Genomic DNA, 18,756 nt, shown 5'->3' with positions numbered 1-18,756 from the left:
GATCAGCGATCAACGACATAGGGACAGGTGCTCATGCGGGGCGTGCGGGGCGGCCCCACCGCTCGTGTCATCCGGCATCCGCGTCACCGATCGCCCGTTATGAAACCAACCGGCGGTCAATCTTTCGCGCAATCCAGAACGACAGTGGCATCGCAACCACGAACCCGCCCAGCACCACCATTGGAATAAGCTTCATAGCCTGGTCTGCGAGAGTTCCGATGCTGAGGACGGTCAGCAAACCGCACCCCGCCAAGGTAGTACCGAGAACAATCCAGACGACAACGGCAATCTTGATTATAGCAAATCTTCCTTCCGATCCTTGCAGAATCGAGCAAATCCGTTCGCAAGAATATCATACTGCCTGAGACGGAAGTGTCATTGATTTGGGTCAACCGCATTGACCGAAAAAAGCCGCGGCGACGGAAGAATTTTCATCAGGGTCCTGATGAGCTGCTCCACGCGGGAGTCCTTGATGCGGTACCAGCGCTTTTGCTTTTCCCTTCGGCACGAAACGAGACCGGCATCACGCATCCGTCCAAGATGCTGAGACAGAGCCGCTCGGCTCAAACCGGCGGCATCGGCAAGAAGACCGAGGCTGCACTCGCCCTGTTCGATGAGCTTTAACAGAATGAGAAGCCGCCGCCTGTTGCCGACTTCGCGGAGAACAGCGGCGATCTCCTTCGCTTCAAATTCGCTGAACCCTGACGAAATGAACGTCATCGCGAACCCACATCTCAACCAACGGATTTCCCGCCCCTCAGCGCGATGTAGATCGCCGGGATGACGAGAACGGTGAGCAGCGTCGACGACGCCAGCCCGAACAATAGCGAAATCGCCAGCCCCTGGAAGATCGGATCGACGAGAATCGTCGCTGCGCCGATCATCGCCGCCAGGGCGGTGAGAAGGATAGGCTTGAAGCGGACCGCGCCCGCTTCCAGCACGACCTCGCGCAACGGCCTGCCATCTCCGCCGCTGTGGCGAATGAAATCGACAAGCAGAATCGAATTGCGGACGATGATGCCGGCCAGCGCGATGAACCCGATCATCGAAGTCGCAGTGAACGCTGCCCCAAGAAGCCAGTGACCGATGAGAATTCCGATCAATGTCAGAGGGATCGGCGTGAGAATCACTAGCGGCAGCCGGAAGCTGCGGAATTGCGCCACCACCAGCACGTAGATTCCCAGGATGGCGGCCCCGAAGGCAGCGCCCATGTCCCGGAAAGTCACGTAAGTGATTTCCCATTCGCCGTCCCACAGGATGGAGGGCCGCGACTCGTCCGCCGGCTGTCCATGTAGGCTGATCACCGGCTTTGGTAGCGCGCCCCAGTCATGAGCGTCGACGCGGCTGGCAACCTCGAGCATACCGTAGAGCGGCGCCTCGAAGCGGCCTGCCAGTTCGGCCATCACCATGTCGGCAAATCGTCCGTCGCGGCGGAAGATGGTCGGTGATCCCTCCTCCGTGGTCGCTTTCACGACCTGGCCGAGTTCAACGACCGTCTTGCTTCCCGGCAATGTGTTGGCGGGCACCGGCGTTGAAGCCAGCGCCTCGGTCCACGCCAAGTCGCGCTTCGGCAGCCGCACGGCGATCTCGATCGGATTGCGGTCTTCGCCACGGTGCGAATAGCCCACCGATACGCCGCCGAACAGAGTCTGGATGGTGTCGTAGACGTCACGCTGCTCGACCCCGAAAAATTCAAGCCGATCCTGGTCAATGGACAGCCGCAGCCGCGGTCGCTTCTCGCCGATCGAGATCGTCGATATCGACAATGAACGGCACCTCGGCGAAGATCTTCTTCATTTCGGCCGTGACGGCCCGGCGCGTCGCCGAATCCGGCCCGTAGATTTCGGCCAGAAGAGTTGCAAGCACGGGCGGTCCCGGCGGCACCTCGACCACCTTGACGCTGGTACCTGCCGGCGCGTTGACCGCCTTCAGGCGCTGACGCAGATCCAGCGCGATGTCGTGGCTCGCCCGCTTGCGGTCGGAGCGCGCCGCGAGGTTGACCTGCAATTCGCCGAGTTCGGGCCGCTCCCGTAGGTAATAGTGGCGAACGAGGCCGTTGAAATTGAACGGCGCCGGCGTGCCGGCATAGGATTGTACCGAGGTGATTTCGGGTAGAGCGCGCGCGATGAGGCCCGCTGCAAACAGCGTCCGCTCGGTATCCTCAAGGCTGGCGCCTTCCGGCAGATCGACCACGACCGCGATCTCGGACTTGTTGTCGAACGGCAGTAACTTGACCGTCACGGATTTTGTCGCAAACAGCGTCATCGACAACAAGGTGGCAATGCCGACGCCGATCAGGAAGATCCAGGAGTTGCGCTTGCTGCGGACGATCGGAGCAGCGATGCGCCGGTAGATCCTCCCCAGCGCGCCTTCGTCATGCGCGACGTGCGCCGCAACCGCGGCATCGCCCTTCGGCGCCAGCCGCAGCATCAGCCACGGCGCTACGACCATGGCGACGAAGAACGAGAACAGCATCGCCGCGGAGGCATTGGCCGGGATCGGCGCCATGTACGGGCCCATCAGCCCCGACACGAACAGCATGGGCAACAGGGCGGCAACGACCGTCAGGGTCGCCACGACCGTCGGGTTACCGACCTCCGCCACAGCCTCGATCGTTGCCTGCAGACGCGGGCGCCCGTCGCGCATAGCCCAATGGCGGGCAATGTTCTCGACCACCACGATGGCATCGTCGACGAGAATACCGATCGAGAAGATCAAGGCAAACAGGCTGACGCGATTGATCGTGTAGCCCATCAGATTGGCGGCAAACAGCGTCAGCAGGATTGTCGTCGGAATCACCACGAGGGTGACCAGCGCCTCGCGCCAGCCGATCGCGATGGCGATCAGAATGACGATCGAGATCGTCGCCAGCCCGAGGTGAAACAGGAGTTCGTTCGCCTTTTCGTTGGCGGTCTCGCCATAGTCGCGGGTCACTGTGACCTGGACGTCATCGGGGATCAGGCGAGACTTCAGCCCCTCCAGTCGCTGCGCAATGGCCTCGGAAACAACCACCGCATTGGCGCCTGCCCGCTTGGCAAGCGCCAGACTCACGGCGGGCACACGCTGCCAGTCTGCCCTTGTTATCGCGCGCATCGTTCCAGACGCGGTGCTCAGCCGCATTCGGCCCGATCACCACCGCGGCGACGTCCTTGACGTAGACCGGACGTCCGTCGCGTGTCGAGATCAGCAGCAAGCCGATATCGGGAATGCCGGCCAGAGTCTGGCCAGCCGACACGGTGCGCACGATCCCGGCATCCCGGACCTGTCCCGCCATGAACGAGCGGTTGGCGTCCTTTACCTTGGCAACGAGTTGCTGGAGTGTCACCCCGAACAGCGACAGTTTTTCCGGATCCGGCTCGACCCTGATCTGCTGGGCGCCGCCGCCGGCGATGTAGGTCAGGCCGATGCTGTCGACCTTCATCAGTTCGGAGCGAAGCTTGTCGGCGAGTTCGTAGAGATCCTTGTCCGACCAGCGGTCGGCAGCCTCGGGCTTCGGTGAAAGCGTGAGGACGGTCACAGCGACATCGTTGATGCCGCGACCGACGATCAGGGGCTCCGGAATACCGACGGGGATCTTGTCGAGATTGGCGCGGATCTTGTCGTGCACGCGAAGGATCGCGTCTTCCGACTTTGTACCGACCAGAAAACGCGCAGTGACCAGGACACGGTCGTCTTCGGTCTGGCTGTAGACATGCTCCACGCCATCGATGCCCTTGACGATCGCCTCGAGCGGCTTTGTGACCAGTTCGACGGCATCCGGTCCATGCAGGCCGTCGGCATTGACCCGAATATCGACCATCGGGACGCTGATCTGGGGCTCTTCCTCGCGCGGAATGACCACGACGGCCATAACGCCGACGATCAGTGCGGCGAGCAGAAACAGCGGCGTAAGCGGCGAATTGATCGTCGCCCTTGTTAGTCGCCCGGACAGGCCAAGATTCACGGTTGCACCAGTACATCGCCGGCGCGAATGCCGGACAGGATTTCAAGGCCGTTCGAAAAATCGGACGTCGGCAGATCGCGGCCGCGCTGCACAGGCGCGCTGATGGGGCGGTCCGCCTGCCGCACCAGGACATAGTCGATGCCGAAGCGCGTCGTGACATAGGTGGACGGAATTACGAAGGCCGTCCGCTCGCCCCCCGCAATCCACACCCGCAATCGGTCGCCGACAAAATACTCACCGAGACCATCTACCGTCGCGTCAGCGACCACGCGTCCGTCCTCGATCTGGGGGTAGACAAGTTCGATCGTACCCGACTTCGGCGCATGGTCGCCGAACTCGGCTCCGTCAACACGGATTTTGTCACCGGCCTTCAGACCACGTGCGTGGCGCTCGGGAACGCGTAAACGCAACTTGAAATTCTGTTGCGCGATCATGGCCACCGCGTCGCCGGGCAGGACCACCGAGCCCACGGCGACCTGCTTCTTCAAGACGCGGCCGTCGGCGGGGGCCAGGACCTGCCCTTCGTTGAATTGCTGCTGGACGACGGCCCGCTCTGCCGTTCGCGCACGCAGGCCGTTTTCGGCGACGTTGAGAGCCGTCCTCGCCTCATCCAGCTTGACACGTGGAAGCGTACCGCGCTCCACGAGGCCTTCGGTTCGCGAATAGTCGGTCTGCGCCTGGGTTGACTGCGCCTGCAGCGCGTCGATCTGCGCATCGAGCGACTTCATCTGCAGCGCCAGCTTTTCATCGCCAATTACCGCGATCACCTGACCACGCGTTACCGGATCGCCCTCCCGCACATTGAGCTGAACAATCGTGCCGCCAATTCGCCCGCGCGCTGGAACGACGCTCACACTCTCGACAGTAGCGAAGACAGCCTTCTCATCGGAGACAGCGCGAGTGGCTACCGTGAGCGTCTCCGCGCCCGCGATCGGGACACCGAGGATCGTCGCGGCCACAGCCGCAGTCCTTATCAACAGCCACATTGGGATACTCGCAATCCTGTATAAATGCTTTAAAGGACGGTGCATCTGCAGATGCACGGTTGCAGGCTTGGAAACGCAGTCATTGACCTGCCTCAACACACGACGGCCTACGTCTGCGTAGACTTTCGATGCTGCGGCTTTGCTTTTAGCGCCTTTTGCGACGGGCAATATGCGCGATACAGCGTCGTTAGAATCTCGCGCGCGGGATCGCTCGCGATGGAATAGTGGATCGACTGAGCATCGCGCCGAGCCGAAACCAGCCCATCCTTGCGAAGGAGCGCGAGGTGCTGGGACACAGTCGAATCGCGGAGGCCGAGGAACCCGGCAAGGTCTCCGACCGAGCGCTCGCCATCGATCAGCTGACAAATGATCAGCAGCCGGTGTCGATTGCCCAAGGCCTTGAGGAGGTCGACCGCGCCATCCGCGGCAGCTTCCATCAATTCGATTTCCATATTCATGGTTGCGTATATACGATGTTTCGAATATACAGTCAACCATTGCAGCCCAAGAAGCTGGGATCAACCGGCTCGGCCGCACGCAGAAAGCGCAGCAAACGGAGGCGACCATGGATATCGTTGTTATTGGAGCAGGTCTTAGCGGGACGCTGATGGCCTATGAAGTTTTGCCGAACCTGCGGCCGGGCGATCGGCTAACCGTCATTTCCCAGGGGCCGGTCTATCACTTCGTCCCCTCGAACCCCTGGGTGGCGATCGGCTGGCGCAAGCGTAGCGACATCGAAATCGACCTCGTCGACATCATGAAGCGCAAAGGCATCCGACTGTTGACGCAGGGCGCCCAGCGCGTGCATCCGGTTGAAAACCGGGTCGATCTCGCAGACGGCACGTCGGTGAGCTACGACTATCTCATCGTGGCCACCGGGCCACAGCTTGCGTTCGACGAGATCCCGGGTCTTGGCCCGGACGGCCACACGCAATCGATCTGCCACGTCGATCACGCGGCCGACGCCAACGCCGCCTTTGAACTGCTGGCCGCAAACCCGGGACCCGTGGTGATCGGCGCCGTCCAGGGCGCGTCGTGCTTCGGTCCTGCCTACGAGTTTCTGTTCATTCTGGAAACTGAGCTGCGCCGGAGGAAGCTGCGGGATCGCGTGCCCATGACCTTCGTCACCTCGGAACCCTATATCGGACACCTCGGACTGGACGGCGTCGGCGACACCAAGGGCTTGCTCGAGAGCGAAATGCGAGAAAAGCATATCAAGTGGATCACCAGTGCCCGCGTGACCTCCGTTGAACAGGGACGTATGGCCGTGGAAGAACTCGCGGATGACGGATCGGTCCGCAAGACCCACGATCTGCCGTTCTCATATTCAATGATGCTTCCGGCATTCCGGGGTGTGGATGCCGTCCGCGGCATCGACAAGCTCACCAATCCCCGCGGTTTTGTCATCGTCGACAAGCACCAGCGTAATCCGGAATTTCCCAATGTGTTTGCGGTGGGCGTGTGCGTGGCGATTGCTCCGACGGGGGCAACTCCCGTCCCTGTCGGCGTCCCTAAAACAGGCTTCATGATCGAGTCAATGGTGACCGCGACAGCCATGAATATCGGGGCTTTGCTAAGGGGCCAGACGCCGACGGCACAGCCGACGTGGAATGCGATCTGTCTGGCGGATTTCGGCGACTCAGGCGTCGCATTCCTGGCGCAGCCGCAAATTCCACCCCGCAACGTCAACTGGTCTTCCAAAGGCGAATGGGTCCATCTTGCCAAGGTTGCGTTCGAGAAATACTTCCTCCGCAAAATTCGCCGCGGCGAAAGCGAACCGTTTTACGAACGGTTCCTGCTCGACAAGCTGAACATCGCAAAGATCAAAGAGCTTAAGACAGGAACATGAGCACGACCATGCAGATCGTCTGCGGACATTGCGGGAAGATCAACCGGCTCCCCACCGATCGGACCGCGACCGCAGCGCGATGCGGATCCTGTCATCAGCCCATCTTTGATGGGCACCCCGTCGAGGTCGACGAGGCGGACTTCAATCGCCACCTGGCGCAGAGCAGCGTTCCCCTCCTTGTCGATGTATGGGCTCCCTGGTGCGGTCCATGTCGCTCCATGGCGCCGATGTTCGAGCGCGCCGCCAGGGAACTTGAACCGAATGTCCGCCTGCTCAAGCTGAATTCCGACACCGCGCCGTCGGTGTCCGCGCGTCTGGGGATCAGCGGCATACCGACACTGCTGCTGATGCACGGCGGCCGCGAAATTGCGCGGACATCGGGAGCAATGGATACCCGGACCATCGTTAGCTGGACACAGGCCGGGCTAAGACAGGCCTGATCATTCTCAAACCCAAGCAAAGGGACACGTCATGAATATCGATAAAGCAGTGCTCACATTCGCCGGATTTGTTGTGTTGCTCGGCCTCACCCTCGGCTGGCTGGTCAACCCGTACTGGTTTCTGCTCACCGCTTTCGCGGGATTGAACATGGTTCAGGCGGGAATCACCGGCTTCTGTCCGGCCGCGATCATCTTCAAGAAGCTTGGCGTCCGCAGCGGCTGCGCCTTCTCCTAGCTATTGCGCTCGGCATTCAATCGCCGACAGTACTGCGGCTCCCATGATTCAAAGGAAAACACATGACCTACCATTTCTCGAAGACGGTCAAGATGCCGTTTGAAGCTGCCGTTGTCGCCACAACGGAAGCCTTGAAGAAGCATGGTTTCGGTGTCCTGACGCAGATCGATGTCAAAGACACGCTGCAGAAGAAGATCGGCGTCGATTTTCGGCCATACCTCATTCTGGGCGCCTGCAATCCGAAGCTGGCCTATGAGGCGCTGACGCTCGAGGACAAGGTCGGCACGATGTTGCCCTGCAACGTCGTCGTCCAGCAGCGCGAGGCAAATGCCGTGGAAATCTCGGCGGTCGATCCGGTGGCATCGATGGGCGCCATCGACAATCCGAAACTCGGCAGCGTCGCCGGTCAGGTCCGGGATCTGCTGCAGCAAGTCATTTCAGATATCGGGTGAGATTCAGGCTCATCAATTCACTACGGGGCGGAGTTCTCGAAGCACCGAGCTACGGTCCAATCTAATTCGGTATTGCGCTCGCGAGAACTTGCCACCTCACTCACAGGATTTATCAGATGTATAAGAACTGGCCTGCCATGACAGGCGACCTTTCAATCGCACTGAAGGAGGTCCGCAGCGGTGCGCCGGACGTGATGAAGGGGTTTTCAGCGATCGCGCAGGCAGCGTTGAAAGCCAACGCTCTCGACACCAAAACCAAGGAGCTCATCGCGCTCGCGATCTCGGTCGCGACCCGTTGCGACGGCTGCATCGGCTTTCATGCTGAGGCAGCGGTGCGCCATGGCGCCAGCCGCGATGAGTTGATGGAAACGATGGGCATGGCGATCTACATGGGCGCCGGTCCCAGCGTCATGTACGCCGCGCAAGCGATCGAGGCATTCGACCAGTTTGCCGCCAAGACTTAGCTCGCCAAGGAGTGGGTACCGGACCGTCGCCTCACACGAGGGAGGACGCCGGGCAGTCCCACTGGGGGCCGCCCAGGTGGTCCCATAAAGATGCCGAGCATCGACTTAGTCTAGATCGATGCTCGCGAAATCCATCGGGGATCATCCCGTCTTCACAACGCACCGTCACTAGCCGGATATCACAAAACCAGGTTACTGTAGGTCAATCTTGTCCGGACAACGATCCTATGACGAAGCAAGGAAAGGTCCTCCTGTTTCCACGCAAGCCTTCCATGAAATTGAAAGGCGAGCGCGAGGACGATCACCATCACCGGATGGTGGTAAATGTCATTGCTTTCGCATTCGTCTTTGTTTTTTTCATCGGAGCCTATTTTATCGTGGAAAGGCTTCTGAGCATTCCACAGCATCTCGATTGCAATTTTTCAGTTCGTCGCCCCTGCAAGGCTGGCTTGGGTCAGTGACTATTCTGGCTTTGCCAAGTTGGGTTACTTCATCCGCCATCCTTTGACTTAGCGGACTCTTCTTTGCCGGGGGGGACATCGGCCAATTCGTCACGAAAGGCGAAAGCTCTAAGCGTGCCGGGTAAGCCGCGGCGTCATTCGCGCTTCGAATACCAGAATCACTTCTTACGAGCCGCCTTGGTCTTGGGTGGCATGCAATAAACGTTATAAAGCGTTGTCAACACCTCGCGCGCTGGCTCGCTCGCGATCGAATAATAGATGGTTTGACCATCGCGGCGAGCCGCGACCAGACCGTCCTTGCGCAGCAACGCAAGGTGCTGGGACACTGTGGAGTCGCGAAGGTCTAGGAATGCAGCGAGGTCACCGACCGAGCGCTCTCCTTCAACCAGTTGACAGATGATCAGCAGTCGATGCCGGTTTGCCAGCGCCTTCAAAAGATCGACCGCGCTGTCGGCCGCGGCTTTCATAACTTCAACGGTGATATTCATAATTGCGTATATACGGCTTATCGAATATGCGGTCAATGGTCTCAAGGGCGCGTCCGCGGGTCCATCGGAATCCGGAACTTTGACCAACCGGCGCACGGCGGGAATTTGAGCCTGATCAATCGGGTTCAGAAAAAAGGGCCATGATCTTCAAGAAACGGGGTGGTCGTGGCAGCCCGGCGTTTTTTTCAGGCGAATGGCCGTAGCGGCGAAGTCGGTACGCGAGCCAATCGTCAGAATTTTTATACTCGACTGGAAACTTCTGAAATGACGAATCCTCTGCTTGTGGAACTCTCGCGGGCCCAATTTGCGCTGACCGCCATGTATCACTTCTTGTTTGTGCCGCTGACGCTCGGGCTGTCGGTGCTCGTCGCGATGATGGAGACCGTCTTCGTCATGACGCGCCGGACGATTTGGCGAGACATGACGAAGTTCTGGGGTCTGCTGTTCGGCATCAACTTCGCCCTGGGTGTCGCCACCGGCATTACGATGGAGTTCGAGTTCGGCATGAACTGGGCTTTCTATTCGCACTATGTCGGCGACATCTTTGGTGCGCCGCTGGCAATCGAAGCTCTTATGGCGTTCTTTCTGGAGGCGACGTTCATCGGCCTGTTCTTCTTCGGATGGGACAAACTCTCGTCGCGCGCGCATCTCGCCGTCACCTGGCTGGTGGCGCTGGGTAGCAATCTCTCGGCGCTTTGGATCCTGATCGCCAACGGCTGGATGCAGAATCCGGTGGGCGCCGCTTTCAATCCCGACACCATGCGCATGGAGGTCATCGACTTCGCGGCGGTCCTCTTCAACCCGACGGCGCAAGCGAAGTTCGTTCACACTGTGTCGGCTGGCTACGTCTGCGGCGCCGCCTTCGTGCTCGGCATTTCGGCTTTCTACCTTCTCCGCGGCCGTCACGTGCAGCTTGCCAAGAGGTCGTTCGTGATCGCGGCGGCGTTCGGCGTCGCAGCTTCCCTGTCGGTGATCGTGCTGGGTGACGAAAGCGGTTACACCCTGACCGATAACCAGAAGATGAAGCTCGCCGCGATGGAGGCGATGTGGCACACCGAGCCAGCGCCGGCGGCGATTACTGCATTCGGCATTCCAGATATGAAGACACGAACGACCGACTACGCCATCCAGGTCCCGTGGCTGATGGGCCTGATCGGGACCCGTTCGGTCGATCAGCAAATTCCGGGCATCTTCGAACTGGTTACAAAGACCGAGGGAAATATTCGCGAAGGCCTTGTCGCCTACGACGCCCTTGAGACGCTCAAAAAGAACCATGCGGACCCCGTCGCCCGCGCCATCTTCGAGAAGACCCGCGGCGACCTCGGTTATGCCCTGTTGTTGAAGCGCTACATCGCCGATCCAAGGCAGGCGACGACTGAGCAGATCAGCCAGGCAGCCTGGTCAACGGTGCCGAGCGTTCCGTCGCTGTTCTTCGCGTTCCGCTTCATGGTTCTGTTCAGCTTCGCGTTGCTGGCGGTGTTCGCGACTTCGCTCTGGTACACGATGCGGGAAGCAGCGGCGCCCCGCTGGTTGTTCCAGCTCGCGCTGTGCGCCATGCCGCTGCCTTGGCTCGCAGCAGAACTGGGCTGGTTCGTAGCCGAATTCGGTCGCCAGCCATGGATCATCGATGGGGTCCTGCCGACCTTTCTTGCGACATCGGAGCTCGGAATCTCCGACCTGTTGCTGACGATCGCCGGCTTCACGGCGGTCTACGGCGTGCTGGCGGTCATCGAGGTCAGGTTGATGTTGCAGGCGATCAAGAAGGGGCCCGATGCGATCACCGGCAATGCCAGCCCGCTCGGCGACTTTGGCGCGGTCACAAGCTTCGGCTTTCGGCCGGCCGAGTGAGCCCCGGTCAACGATCAAGGAAATACAGTCATGATTGACACTCTCTTGGACTACACGACGCTGCGCCTGATCTGGTGGGTGTTGCTCGGCGTTATTCTGATCGGCTTCGCCGTCACCGATGGCTTCGACATGGGGGTCGGCGCGTTGCTGCCTTTCGTGGCCAAGACCGACATCGAGCGGCGCGTCGCCATCAACACCATCGGCCCGGTTTGGGAAGGCAACCAGGTCTGGTTCGTGCTCGGCGGTGGCGCGATCTTCGCGGCATGGCCAGCACTCTACGCGCTGAGTTTCTCCGGTTTCTACCTTGCCATGTTTCTGGTTCTGTTCGCGCTGATCCTGCGACCTGTCGCGTTCAAATACCGATCCAAGCGAGACAGCGTGGCGTGGCGCCGTAATTGGGACTGGGCGCTGTTCGTGGGGGGCGCCGTCCCGGCGTTGATATTCGGCGTCGCCGTCGGCAATGCGCTGAAAGGCGTCCCGTTTCACTTCACTGACGATCTGCGCCCGATCTACGAAGGTACGCTGTTCGGGTTGCTGAATCCGCTCGGGCTGTACTGCGGTCTTGCCTCGCTCGCCATGCTGGTGATGCACGGCGCGGCATGGCTGGCCTTCAAGGCAGAGGGCAATGTCGCCGACCGGGCCGCCTCGACGGGACAGAAGGTAGCAATGATCACGGCAGTGCTGTTCGCCTTCGGCGGAGTTCTGATCTGGCTCGGGGCGTTCGGCGGATATCATGTGACCAGTGCGATTGCCTGGGACGGCCCCTCCAATCCGCTCGGCAAGACGGTGACACTGGATTCGGGGGCTTGGCTGAACAACTTCCGGGCCACGCCATGGCTGGCCATCGTACCGTTTCTCGGGATCATTGCGCCACTGTTCGCTGCGATCGGTTTCCGCGCGCGGCGTTCGGGACTGACTTTGCTGGCTTCAAAACTGGGAATTGCCTGCATAATCTCGACCGTCGGCTTAGCGATGTTTCCCGTCATCCTCCCTTCCAGCACGCATCCCGGCGATTCATTGACCGTGTTCGATGCTTCATCGAGCCAGACGACATTGCGCAACATGCTGATCGTGGTCGTGATCTTCCTGCCGATCATCCTCGCCTACACCGCCTGGGTATACAAAGTGCTGTGGGGCAAGGTCAGCGCCACGACTGTCGAGAGCGCCGGCACGGCGGCCTACTGAGCGAAAAACAACGGAGACGACAAGATGTGGTATTTCGCCTGGATCCTCGGCCTCGGCCTTGCGGCCACCGTCGGCATTCTCAATGCGCTTTGGTATGAGTTGCGCACCGTCAGGGAGAAGGCAGAAGTGGTGCCCCCTCCGATGCCGACACCTTAAGCGGCCGTCGATGAACGCAAGTCCAACGTCAGTCCTGATCCGCACACGCTCGATTTCGAAGAGCTATCGCAGCGATCGACGAACCGTAAGGCACCTCTATTCGATCCGGACCGGCTTCGACGAAGCAGCCATTCTGATCACCTTCCCTTTCGCACTCTCTGGAAGACTTTCCTCATGCTGATCGCCGTTGCCAGCCAGAATTTTCGCACCGTTACCGGCCATGCCGGCAAGAGCCGCCGCTTCCTGGTGTTCGACGCCGCTCCGGGCAGCGCGCCCCGCGAAATTGACCGGTTCGACCTGCCGAAAGAGCAGTCCATTCACGAATTCCGCGGAGATGGTCCTCACGCGCTCGATGCCGTCAAGGTCGTGATCGCAGGCAGCGCCGGCGCCGGCTTCATCAACCGCATGGCCGCGCGCGGCGTTCAGGCGGTCACTACCGCAGAGACCGACCCGACTATCGCCGTCGAGCGTTTCCTGGCTGGTACGCTTGCTCCGTCGGCACCCCACGAACATGGCGAAGAAGGCGGATGCGGTTGCAATTGCTCCTGACCATTGACCAGCCGAGCCGCGTCCAGACGCGACTTGGCTGGCCACTCAGGCTCAATGAATATGTGTCCGGGTCGACTTCCGCTCAGTAGCGCGCATCCGCCGGCTTCTTGTCTTTCGGCCAGTCGTTCAGCTTCGGTGCGAAATCGGGACGCGGCTGGTGGGTGAAATACTCCGCGACGTCGAGAGCTTCCTGATCGGAAAGCCCGCCCTGCCCCAACGGAAAATTCTCATGGAAGCCGACTGGCATGTTGCGTTTGACAAAGGCCGCAGCAGTGTAGGTACGAGCCATGCCAGCGCCGATGTTGAAAGACTCCTCGCCCCAAAGCGGCGGATAGACGTAGCGGCCATCAGCCTTCTTCAGCCCTTCGCCGTTTTCGCCATGACAGACAGCACATTGAGCAGCGTAGACCTGTTTGCCGCTCTCCATATTAGGCTTGAGAGACGCGTCGATCTTACCGACGCCGCGGCCGGCAACCTTGTCGTCCGGTTTGGTCTCGCGCTTCATCCAGTCGAAGTAGGCCACCATGGCCGCCATGTCTGCGGAATCGGTCGGCAACGGCTTGCCGTTCATGGAGCGCACGAAGCAGCCGTTGATCCGATCCGCGAGTGTGATGATACGCCCCGCTCGAGGCGCATAGCTGGGGAAAAAGGCGGAGACGCCGATGAAGGGCGATCCGTCAGCGACGGTGCCTGCATTGAGATGGCAGCTGGTGCAATTCAGAGCATTGCCCACGTTGGCCGGCAACAATGCCTTGGTTTCCAGATGCAGCCTGGCTCCTCGAATGGCCTGGTCGGCGTTAGGCAACGCGAGGAGATCCGCCAGTCGAGGTGTGTCGAAAGCGGAAGAATCCGTCTCCTTTGGATCGAGTTCAGCCCGCATCTTTTTGACCGCAGAAGCGGCAACCGGCGCGGCGTGATTGCCGAAACCTTCCCGAACGAAGCTCAGGATTTCGGAGATTTCCCCGTCGGACAGCCTGCTGAAGGCTGGCATCGTATAGACGCGCGCATGGGTGGCTGTTGCGGCGGTCTTCCAGCCAGTCAATGTCAGATGGATGAGCGTTGCCGGATCAGCCGTCGCGACCGTGGGATTTTGCGTGAGCGGCGGGAACACGCCCTTTACGCCGGCACCGTCCGGACGGTGGCAATCGACGCAGAACTGAGCATAGCCCAAGCCTCCACGCGTGGTGAACAGGGTGGCTGGCACCGTATCCGCTTCGGCGACCGACGCGGCGGGGGCTGGCAAATCGCCCTCTCCCGGCGGCAGCGATTTCAGGTAGGTGGCAATAGCGGTCAGATCGGCATCAGCAAAATGCTGGGTACTGTTGTGAATGACCTCCGTCATTCCACCGGAGGCTGTTGCAAAGGCATTCTGGCCGGTCTTCAGAAGCAGTGCGGTCTCTTCCACCGTCCAGAGGTTTCGAAGGCTGACAGCACGCCAGGCCTCGACCGTCTCGCCCGCCAGAAAGAACTTGCCGCTGGATCCGGCGTCGCCCATGGCCTTTTCCTGGAAACCGATGCCGCGCGGCGTGTGGCAAGCGCCGCAATGGCCCGGGCCCTGGACAAGGTAGGCGCCGCGATTCCAGACCGCGTCCTTCTCCGCATCCGGTTGGAACGGCGCGGCATCCAGGAATGCAAAATTCCAGAACGACAGCGTCCAGCGCATGTTGAAGGGCCAGCTCATGGCCAACGGCTTGTTCGTCTGTTTGACCGGCGCCTGCCCGTCCTTCAGGTACGTAAACAGCGCGCGCATGTCCGTTTCCGTGATCCTGGCATAGGAGGGATACGGCATCGCTGGGTAGAGGTTGTGCCCGTCGGCGGCCACGCCGCGTCGCATCGCGCGATCGAATTGTTCGAACGAGTATTTACCGATACCGGTTTCGGGGTCGGGCGTGATGTTGGTCGAGTACAGCGCTCCGAACGGCGTCATAAGCTCGCGCCCGCCAGCCATCGCCGGACCGTTGGCCGCCGTATGGCACGCGATGCAATCGCCGAGCTGCGCGACGTATTCGCCGCGCTTGATCAGCGAGGAAACTTGCGCGGAATCGGAAGCTGGCTGGAGAATGGCTCTTTCCTCCGCTGCAAGTGCAGCCGTCATCCAGGCAACGCCAAGAATGACAGAGGCTCCGATGCTCGCAGACAGTGACCGGCCAAGCTTCATAGGAATTGTCCTCGAACGACCATCTCCAGCTCCGGAGCGGATCGGGAGGCAGGCCTTTAACCTTATGAAAAGTCCGAGATGGCGGCGCATTGCGACAGGTCAATCAACCGCAAAGTGTGCGCAGCGGCTGCACTCCAATATGGACGGACAGGCCGCTCCGACGGGCCATATTGTGATGAATCAATATAGAGCGACGGAAACCCGACGATAAATAGTGGATGATGAATCAGCGGCAGCCGATCGGTCACATGGTGAAAAATCTCCAGTCCGTCCAAAATAGCACCACAGCCGATGAGGGTGCTTTTGACCTTGCGCGCCGTATCGGCGCCGCCGGGTTTCGCGCGACGTTGGCGTGGCAGGTCGCACGATCATTGCTTCGACTTCTGTTCGCCGGCTCGCTGGCGGTCTTTGCCGGGCGCCTGATCCAAAGCGGTATCTTCGACTCGGTTGTGCTGGCCTTCACGCTTGCCAGCCTCGGCCTGACGGCCATTGGCGGACTGTTCGCCGATCTGCGGGCGGCGAGCGCCGAGGCCGAGCTGGTCGATGGGATCCGCGCATCACTGCAGGACGCCACGGCTAGAATGTCGCCTGCGCGTATCCGAACAAAGCCTGCCGGAGATTTGATCGCCGGCCTTCAACGGCATCCACCTGCGCTCGCCAGTCTGGTGATCAGCCACACTGCCGCGAAGTCGCTGCTCGGGATCGGTCCCCTGCTCGTCGCCGCGACGCTCGCGTTCGTGTCATGGGAAGCGACGCTGATGCTGCTATTGGCGATCCCCGTGATGATCGTCTTCTTTGTGATGCTCGGTAGCATGATCCGCGGCAAGGCCGAGATTCAGGAAAAGGCGTTCGGTCGGCTGGCTGCGCAATTTTCTGACCGCATCCGGACGCTGCCGACGGTCCTCGCCAATCACGCCTTGCAAAGCGAGCACGGCAAAATCGAACGCAGGATGACGGCCTACGCTGACAGCACGATGGGCGTTCTCAAGGTCGCATTCCTGAATGCCGGCATCATCGACTTTTTCTCGGCGCTCGCCATCGCCGTACTCGCCGTGCTGCTCGGACTCGGCCATCTCGGACTGGCTCATGTTCCGGGCTTTTCGGGACTCGCGCTGTGGCAGACCCTGTTCGTTCTGATCATCGCGGCTGAGTTTTTCGTGCCTTTCCGGCGCTACGCAGAGCTGTATCACGTCAAGGCCGAAGGCCAGGCCGCGGCCAAGGAATTGGATTGGTTTTTCGACGGCAGGAATGCCGCGCAGCGAAGCGACACGGATACCGTATGGCCATTCGTTCCTCTCTGCGCCGGCGAGACGACCACACTGCCGCCGGCGGGCCTTGTCGTCGTCTCCGGCCCGAGCGGATCCGGAAAGTCGACCATGCTGCGCATGCTGGCCGGCATCGAGACGCCATCGTCCGACATCGCCGCTCCCCTGCCGATCGAGACCTCCGGATGCGACTGGATCGCGACGGACATCTACGTGCCGGCGGGGACTCTGGCGGAGGTCGTCGCATGGAACCGCGGCCCCGTGAGACGCTTCGCCTTGCAGGAAGCGTGTGAAAACGTCGGGCTGATCGATGAAAACTTGCTGCCGGGCGGTCTCGATGCGCGAATCGTCGAAGGGGGCGGCAATCTCTCCGGAGGTCAGCGCATGCGGATCGGGATTGCGCGCGCGCTGCTTTCCCATGGTGTGGTTCTAGCCGATGAACCCACAGCCAAGCTCGATCCACTGACCGCCCAATCGGTCCGGCGGGCACTGATCGAGGTGGCAGGACAGCGTCTCGTTATCGTAGCGACCCACGATGAGGCGCTCATCCAGGCTGCGAACCTTCGCTTCACGCTCGTCCTGCAGCAACAATCCCGGAAGGCCGTCGCGGCATGACTGCGCAACCGATTCCCATACTCGTCAGAGCGGAACACCCCCTCTCCCCGGTAGCCGCGAAATCGCCATGGCGGCTGGCATTGGTGCTCGCCGCTGCGACCGCGGCTTCCGGCATCTTGCTGACCGGCATCTCGGTCTGGTTCCTGGGTGCCGTTGCCTTGGCAGGATTGGGCCCGGCTGCACTTTTGTTCAATTTTCATACGCCGGCCGCCTTCGTGCGACTGTTCGCATTGAGCAAGACGGTGGGCAAATATGGCGAACGGGTGGTGGGTCATCGCGCTGCTTTGCTGGACCAAGTTCGACGCCGCTCGCAGCTCTTCATCGCCATGGCGCGAGCGCCGATGACACGCGCTGCCAGTTGGCAGCTCGGCAATCAGGACAGACTGTCCGACTACATGGAGGACGTCGAGGACGTCGACTATGCGCGTTTGCGCGTAGGAATGCCCGCGGCTGTCCTGTTGGCGGGATTGGTGGTTCTGACCGGAGCAACGGCCCTCCTCGCCCCACTTGCTCTGGTGCCCATCGCGGTCGTGCTCGCCGCCATCGCGATGGCGTTACGTCATGCCATGCCTCGGGCGACGGCTCTATGGACCGCGGCCAGGTCATCCCAACGCTCAGCAGGACGCCGGCTCGGAGCCGCGCTTGGTGCCGTCGTCCCGCTGCAGGCGGAGCGCGCATTTCCGGTCGTTCTTGCGGCCGGTTTCGCGCACTTCAATGAGGTCGAATCCAATCGTCTGGCGCAAAAGCGCGCATTGGCTGTTCTTGACATGGTTGCGGGTCTGGCCGGCCCGCTTGCGGCCGTCAGCATCCTGCTCGCAGCGTGGTATGCGGGAGACCGCGGCGCCGCGCTTCTGGTCCCGGCTTTTATCGCGTTCGGCTGGCTTGCTCTGGGGGAGACGGTCCAGAACGTCTCGCGCATCGTGCTTGGACGGGTGCGACAGGAAGCAGCCACGGAGAGCCTTCGGGACTGGGCTTCGACGGGCTCCGAACCAGCGTTATCGTCCGACACGCCAAGGCTCCAAACAATGGTCCTGCGGAATGTGCCGCGGCAGGCGCCGGATGGCCGCCGACTCGGCGACCCGGTCAACCTGACTTTCCGGGCCGGACACCCTACCGCCCTGCTCGGCGCAAGCGGTTCAGGCAAAACGACCCTGCTTAAGCAGATCGCTGGTTGGGTTGGCGCAGACAGCCGCGGTCAATTCATTGGCAACGGCGTCGTCATGCTCAGCGCATATCGTCGGGCCTTGTCGCATCTGTGCCTCCACGACGCGGCAATTCTGTCCGACACAGTCCGCGAAAACCTGTTTGCGTCTCACCGGTCGGATGCCGATTGCTGGCGAGCCCTCGCCATCGTCGAACTCGAGGACCGGATGGAGCTGGCCGGCGGGCTCGATGCATGGATCACACAGGACATGTTTTCGCTCGGCGAGTGTCAGCGCTTAAATCTCGCCCGCGCGCTTCTCAGCGATAGCCCAATCGTGCTTCTCGATGAACCCGTCGAACATCTGGATTCCGGGCAAGCGACACGGCTGTTGAAACGCACGCTGTCGGAATTGGCGGGTCGGATTGTTATCTACTCGACCCATGGCGACTTCGAAGTAAACGAGGTCATTCGAGTCCCACTGACACCCCACCGCTAGGGGAACCCGACGTTGCCGCCCG

17 protein-coding genes and 1 pseudogene are annotated in these 18,756 nt (G+C 61.0%); 12 read left to right on the top strand and 6 right to left on the bottom strand.

Translation table 11 applies throughout. From position 1 onward, the window contains the following. Positions 1-375: 375 nt before the first annotated feature. The 4 genes and pseudogenes from ACUXVA_RS21390 to ACUXVA_RS21375 form a co-directional block, all read right to left on the bottom strand. Positions 376-720 (bottom strand): ArsR/SmtB family transcription factor, encoded by a 345-nt coding sequence (locus ACUXVA_RS21390; protein ID WP_265078464.1) that lies wholly within the window; start codon positions 718-720, stop codon positions 376-378. A gap of 14 nt (positions 721-734) precedes the next feature. Then, positions 735-3,943: pseudogene (locus ACUXVA_RS21385) on the bottom strand (efflux RND transporter permease subunit). After that, positions 3,940-4,929, bottom strand: coding sequence for an efflux RND transporter periplasmic adaptor subunit (locus ACUXVA_RS21380; protein WP_445487979.1), 990 nt, complete (start codon positions 4,927-4,929; stop codon positions 3,940-3,942). The pseudogene ACUXVA_RS21385 and the gene ACUXVA_RS21380 overlap by 4 nt, the downstream one beginning before the upstream one ends. Before the next feature lie 107 nt (positions 4,930-5,036). Beyond that, entirely contained in the window at positions 5,037-5,366 is a 330-nt protein-coding gene (locus ACUXVA_RS21375) for an ArsR/SmtB family transcription factor (protein ID WP_265083714.1), read from the bottom strand. Between the two features lie 128 nt (positions 5,367-5,494). Here ACUXVA_RS21375 and ACUXVA_RS21370 point away from each other — a divergent pair, with 128 nt between their 5' ends. From ACUXVA_RS21370 to ACUXVA_RS21345, 6 genes are all read left to right on the top strand, one after another. Further along, a complete protein-coding gene (locus tag ACUXVA_RS21370) occupies positions 5,495-6,778 on the top strand; it encodes an NAD(P)/FAD-dependent oxidoreductase (protein WP_265078466.1) in 1,284 nt (427 codons plus the stop codon). Continuing rightward, positions 6,775-7,218 carry a thioredoxin TrxC gene (trxC, locus tag ACUXVA_RS21365; protein ID WP_265078467.1) on the top strand — a complete coding sequence of 148 codons (444 nt, stop codon included), beginning with the start codon at positions 6,775-6,777 and terminating at the stop codon, positions 7,216-7,218. Before ACUXVA_RS21370 ends, trxC begins: the two co-directional genes overlap by 4 nt. A 31-nt stretch (positions 7,219-7,249) precedes the next feature. Continuing rightward, on the top strand, positions 7,250-7,453 hold the full coding sequence (locus ACUXVA_RS21360; protein WP_265078468.1) for a YgaP family membrane protein: 204 nt from the start codon (positions 7,250-7,252) through the stop codon (positions 7,451-7,453). 62 nt (positions 7,454-7,515) lie between these two features. Then, positions 7,516-7,905, top strand: coding sequence for a DUF302 domain-containing protein (locus ACUXVA_RS21355; protein WP_265078469.1), 390 nt, complete (start codon positions 7,516-7,518; stop codon positions 7,903-7,905). 116 nt (positions 7,906-8,021) lie between these two features. Then, complete coding sequence (locus tag ACUXVA_RS21350) at positions 8,022-8,369, top strand: carboxymuconolactone decarboxylase family protein (protein ID WP_265078470.1); 348 nt, start codon at positions 8,022-8,024, stop codon at positions 8,367-8,369. Between the two features lie 227 nt (positions 8,370-8,596). Continuing rightward, on the top strand, positions 8,597-8,830 hold the full coding sequence (locus tag ACUXVA_RS21345) for a hypothetical protein (RefSeq protein ID WP_265078471.1): 234 nt from the start codon (positions 8,597-8,599) through the stop codon (positions 8,828-8,830). A gap of 158 nt (positions 8,831-8,988) precedes the next feature. Here ACUXVA_RS21345 and ACUXVA_RS21340 read toward each other — a convergent pair whose 3' ends face one another. Then, on the bottom strand, positions 8,989-9,297 hold the full coding sequence (locus ACUXVA_RS21340) for an ArsR/SmtB family transcription factor (protein WP_265083715.1): 309 nt from the start codon (positions 9,295-9,297) through the stop codon (positions 8,989-8,991). Positions 9,298-9,582: 285 nt separating this feature from the next. Between ACUXVA_RS21340 and ACUXVA_RS21335 the strand changes: the two genes are divergently transcribed. The 4 genes from ACUXVA_RS21335 to ACUXVA_RS21320 all read left to right on the top strand — a co-directional run bounded on the left by ACUXVA_RS21335 (position 9,583) and on the right by ACUXVA_RS21320 (position 13,056). Next, positions 9,583-11,166, top strand: a complete 1,584-nt coding sequence (locus ACUXVA_RS21335) for a cytochrome ubiquinol oxidase subunit I (RefSeq protein WP_445493328.1) — start codon at positions 9,583-9,585, stop codon at positions 11,164-11,166. 30 nt (positions 11,167-11,196) lie between these two features. Continuing rightward, positions 11,197-12,351 carry a cytochrome d ubiquinol oxidase subunit II gene (cydB, locus tag ACUXVA_RS21330; protein ID WP_445487975.1) on the top strand — a complete coding sequence of 385 codons (1,155 nt, stop codon included), beginning with the start codon at positions 11,197-11,199 and terminating at the stop codon, positions 12,349-12,351. Positions 12,352-12,375: 24 nt separating this feature from the next. Beyond that, the gene (gene cydX, locus ACUXVA_RS21325) at positions 12,376-12,507 is read left to right on the top strand and encodes a cytochrome bd-I oxidase subunit CydX (RefSeq protein WP_265078472.1); all 132 of its coding nucleotides are present in this window, start codon (positions 12,376-12,378) and stop codon (positions 12,505-12,507) included. 174 nt (positions 12,508-12,681) lie between these two features. Beyond that, entirely contained in the window at positions 12,682-13,056 is a 375-nt protein-coding gene (locus ACUXVA_RS21320; protein ID WP_265078473.1) for a NifB/NifX family molybdenum-iron cluster-binding protein, read from the top strand. An 82-nt stretch (positions 13,057-13,138) separates the two neighbouring features. Here ACUXVA_RS21320 and ACUXVA_RS21315 read toward each other — a convergent pair whose 3' ends face one another. After that, the gene (locus ACUXVA_RS21315; RefSeq protein ID WP_265078474.1) at positions 13,139-15,214 is read right to left on the bottom strand and encodes a c-type cytochrome; all 2,076 of its coding nucleotides are present in this window, start codon (positions 15,212-15,214) and stop codon (positions 13,139-13,141) included. A gap of 218 nt (positions 15,215-15,432) precedes the next feature. On the opposite strand from ACUXVA_RS21315, the gene ACUXVA_RS21310 reads away from it, so the two are divergent. Further along, positions 15,433-17,094: an ATP-binding cassette domain-containing protein gene (locus ACUXVA_RS21310; RefSeq protein ID WP_445487971.1), complete on the top strand. Its 1,662-nt coding sequence runs from the start codon at positions 15,433-15,435 to the stop codon at positions 17,092-17,094. Next, positions 17,091-18,734 (top strand): ATP-binding cassette domain-containing protein, encoded by a 1,644-nt coding sequence (locus ACUXVA_RS21305; protein ID WP_445487969.1) that lies wholly within the window; start codon positions 17,091-17,093, stop codon positions 18,732-18,734. The genes ACUXVA_RS21310 and ACUXVA_RS21305 overlap by 4 nt, the downstream gene beginning before the upstream one ends. Positions 18,735-18,756: the final 22 nt, after the last annotated feature.

The organism is Rhodopseudomonas sp. RCAM05734 (assembly GCF_052658035.1).
This window is presented reverse-complemented; position numbering and strand designations above follow the sequence as displayed.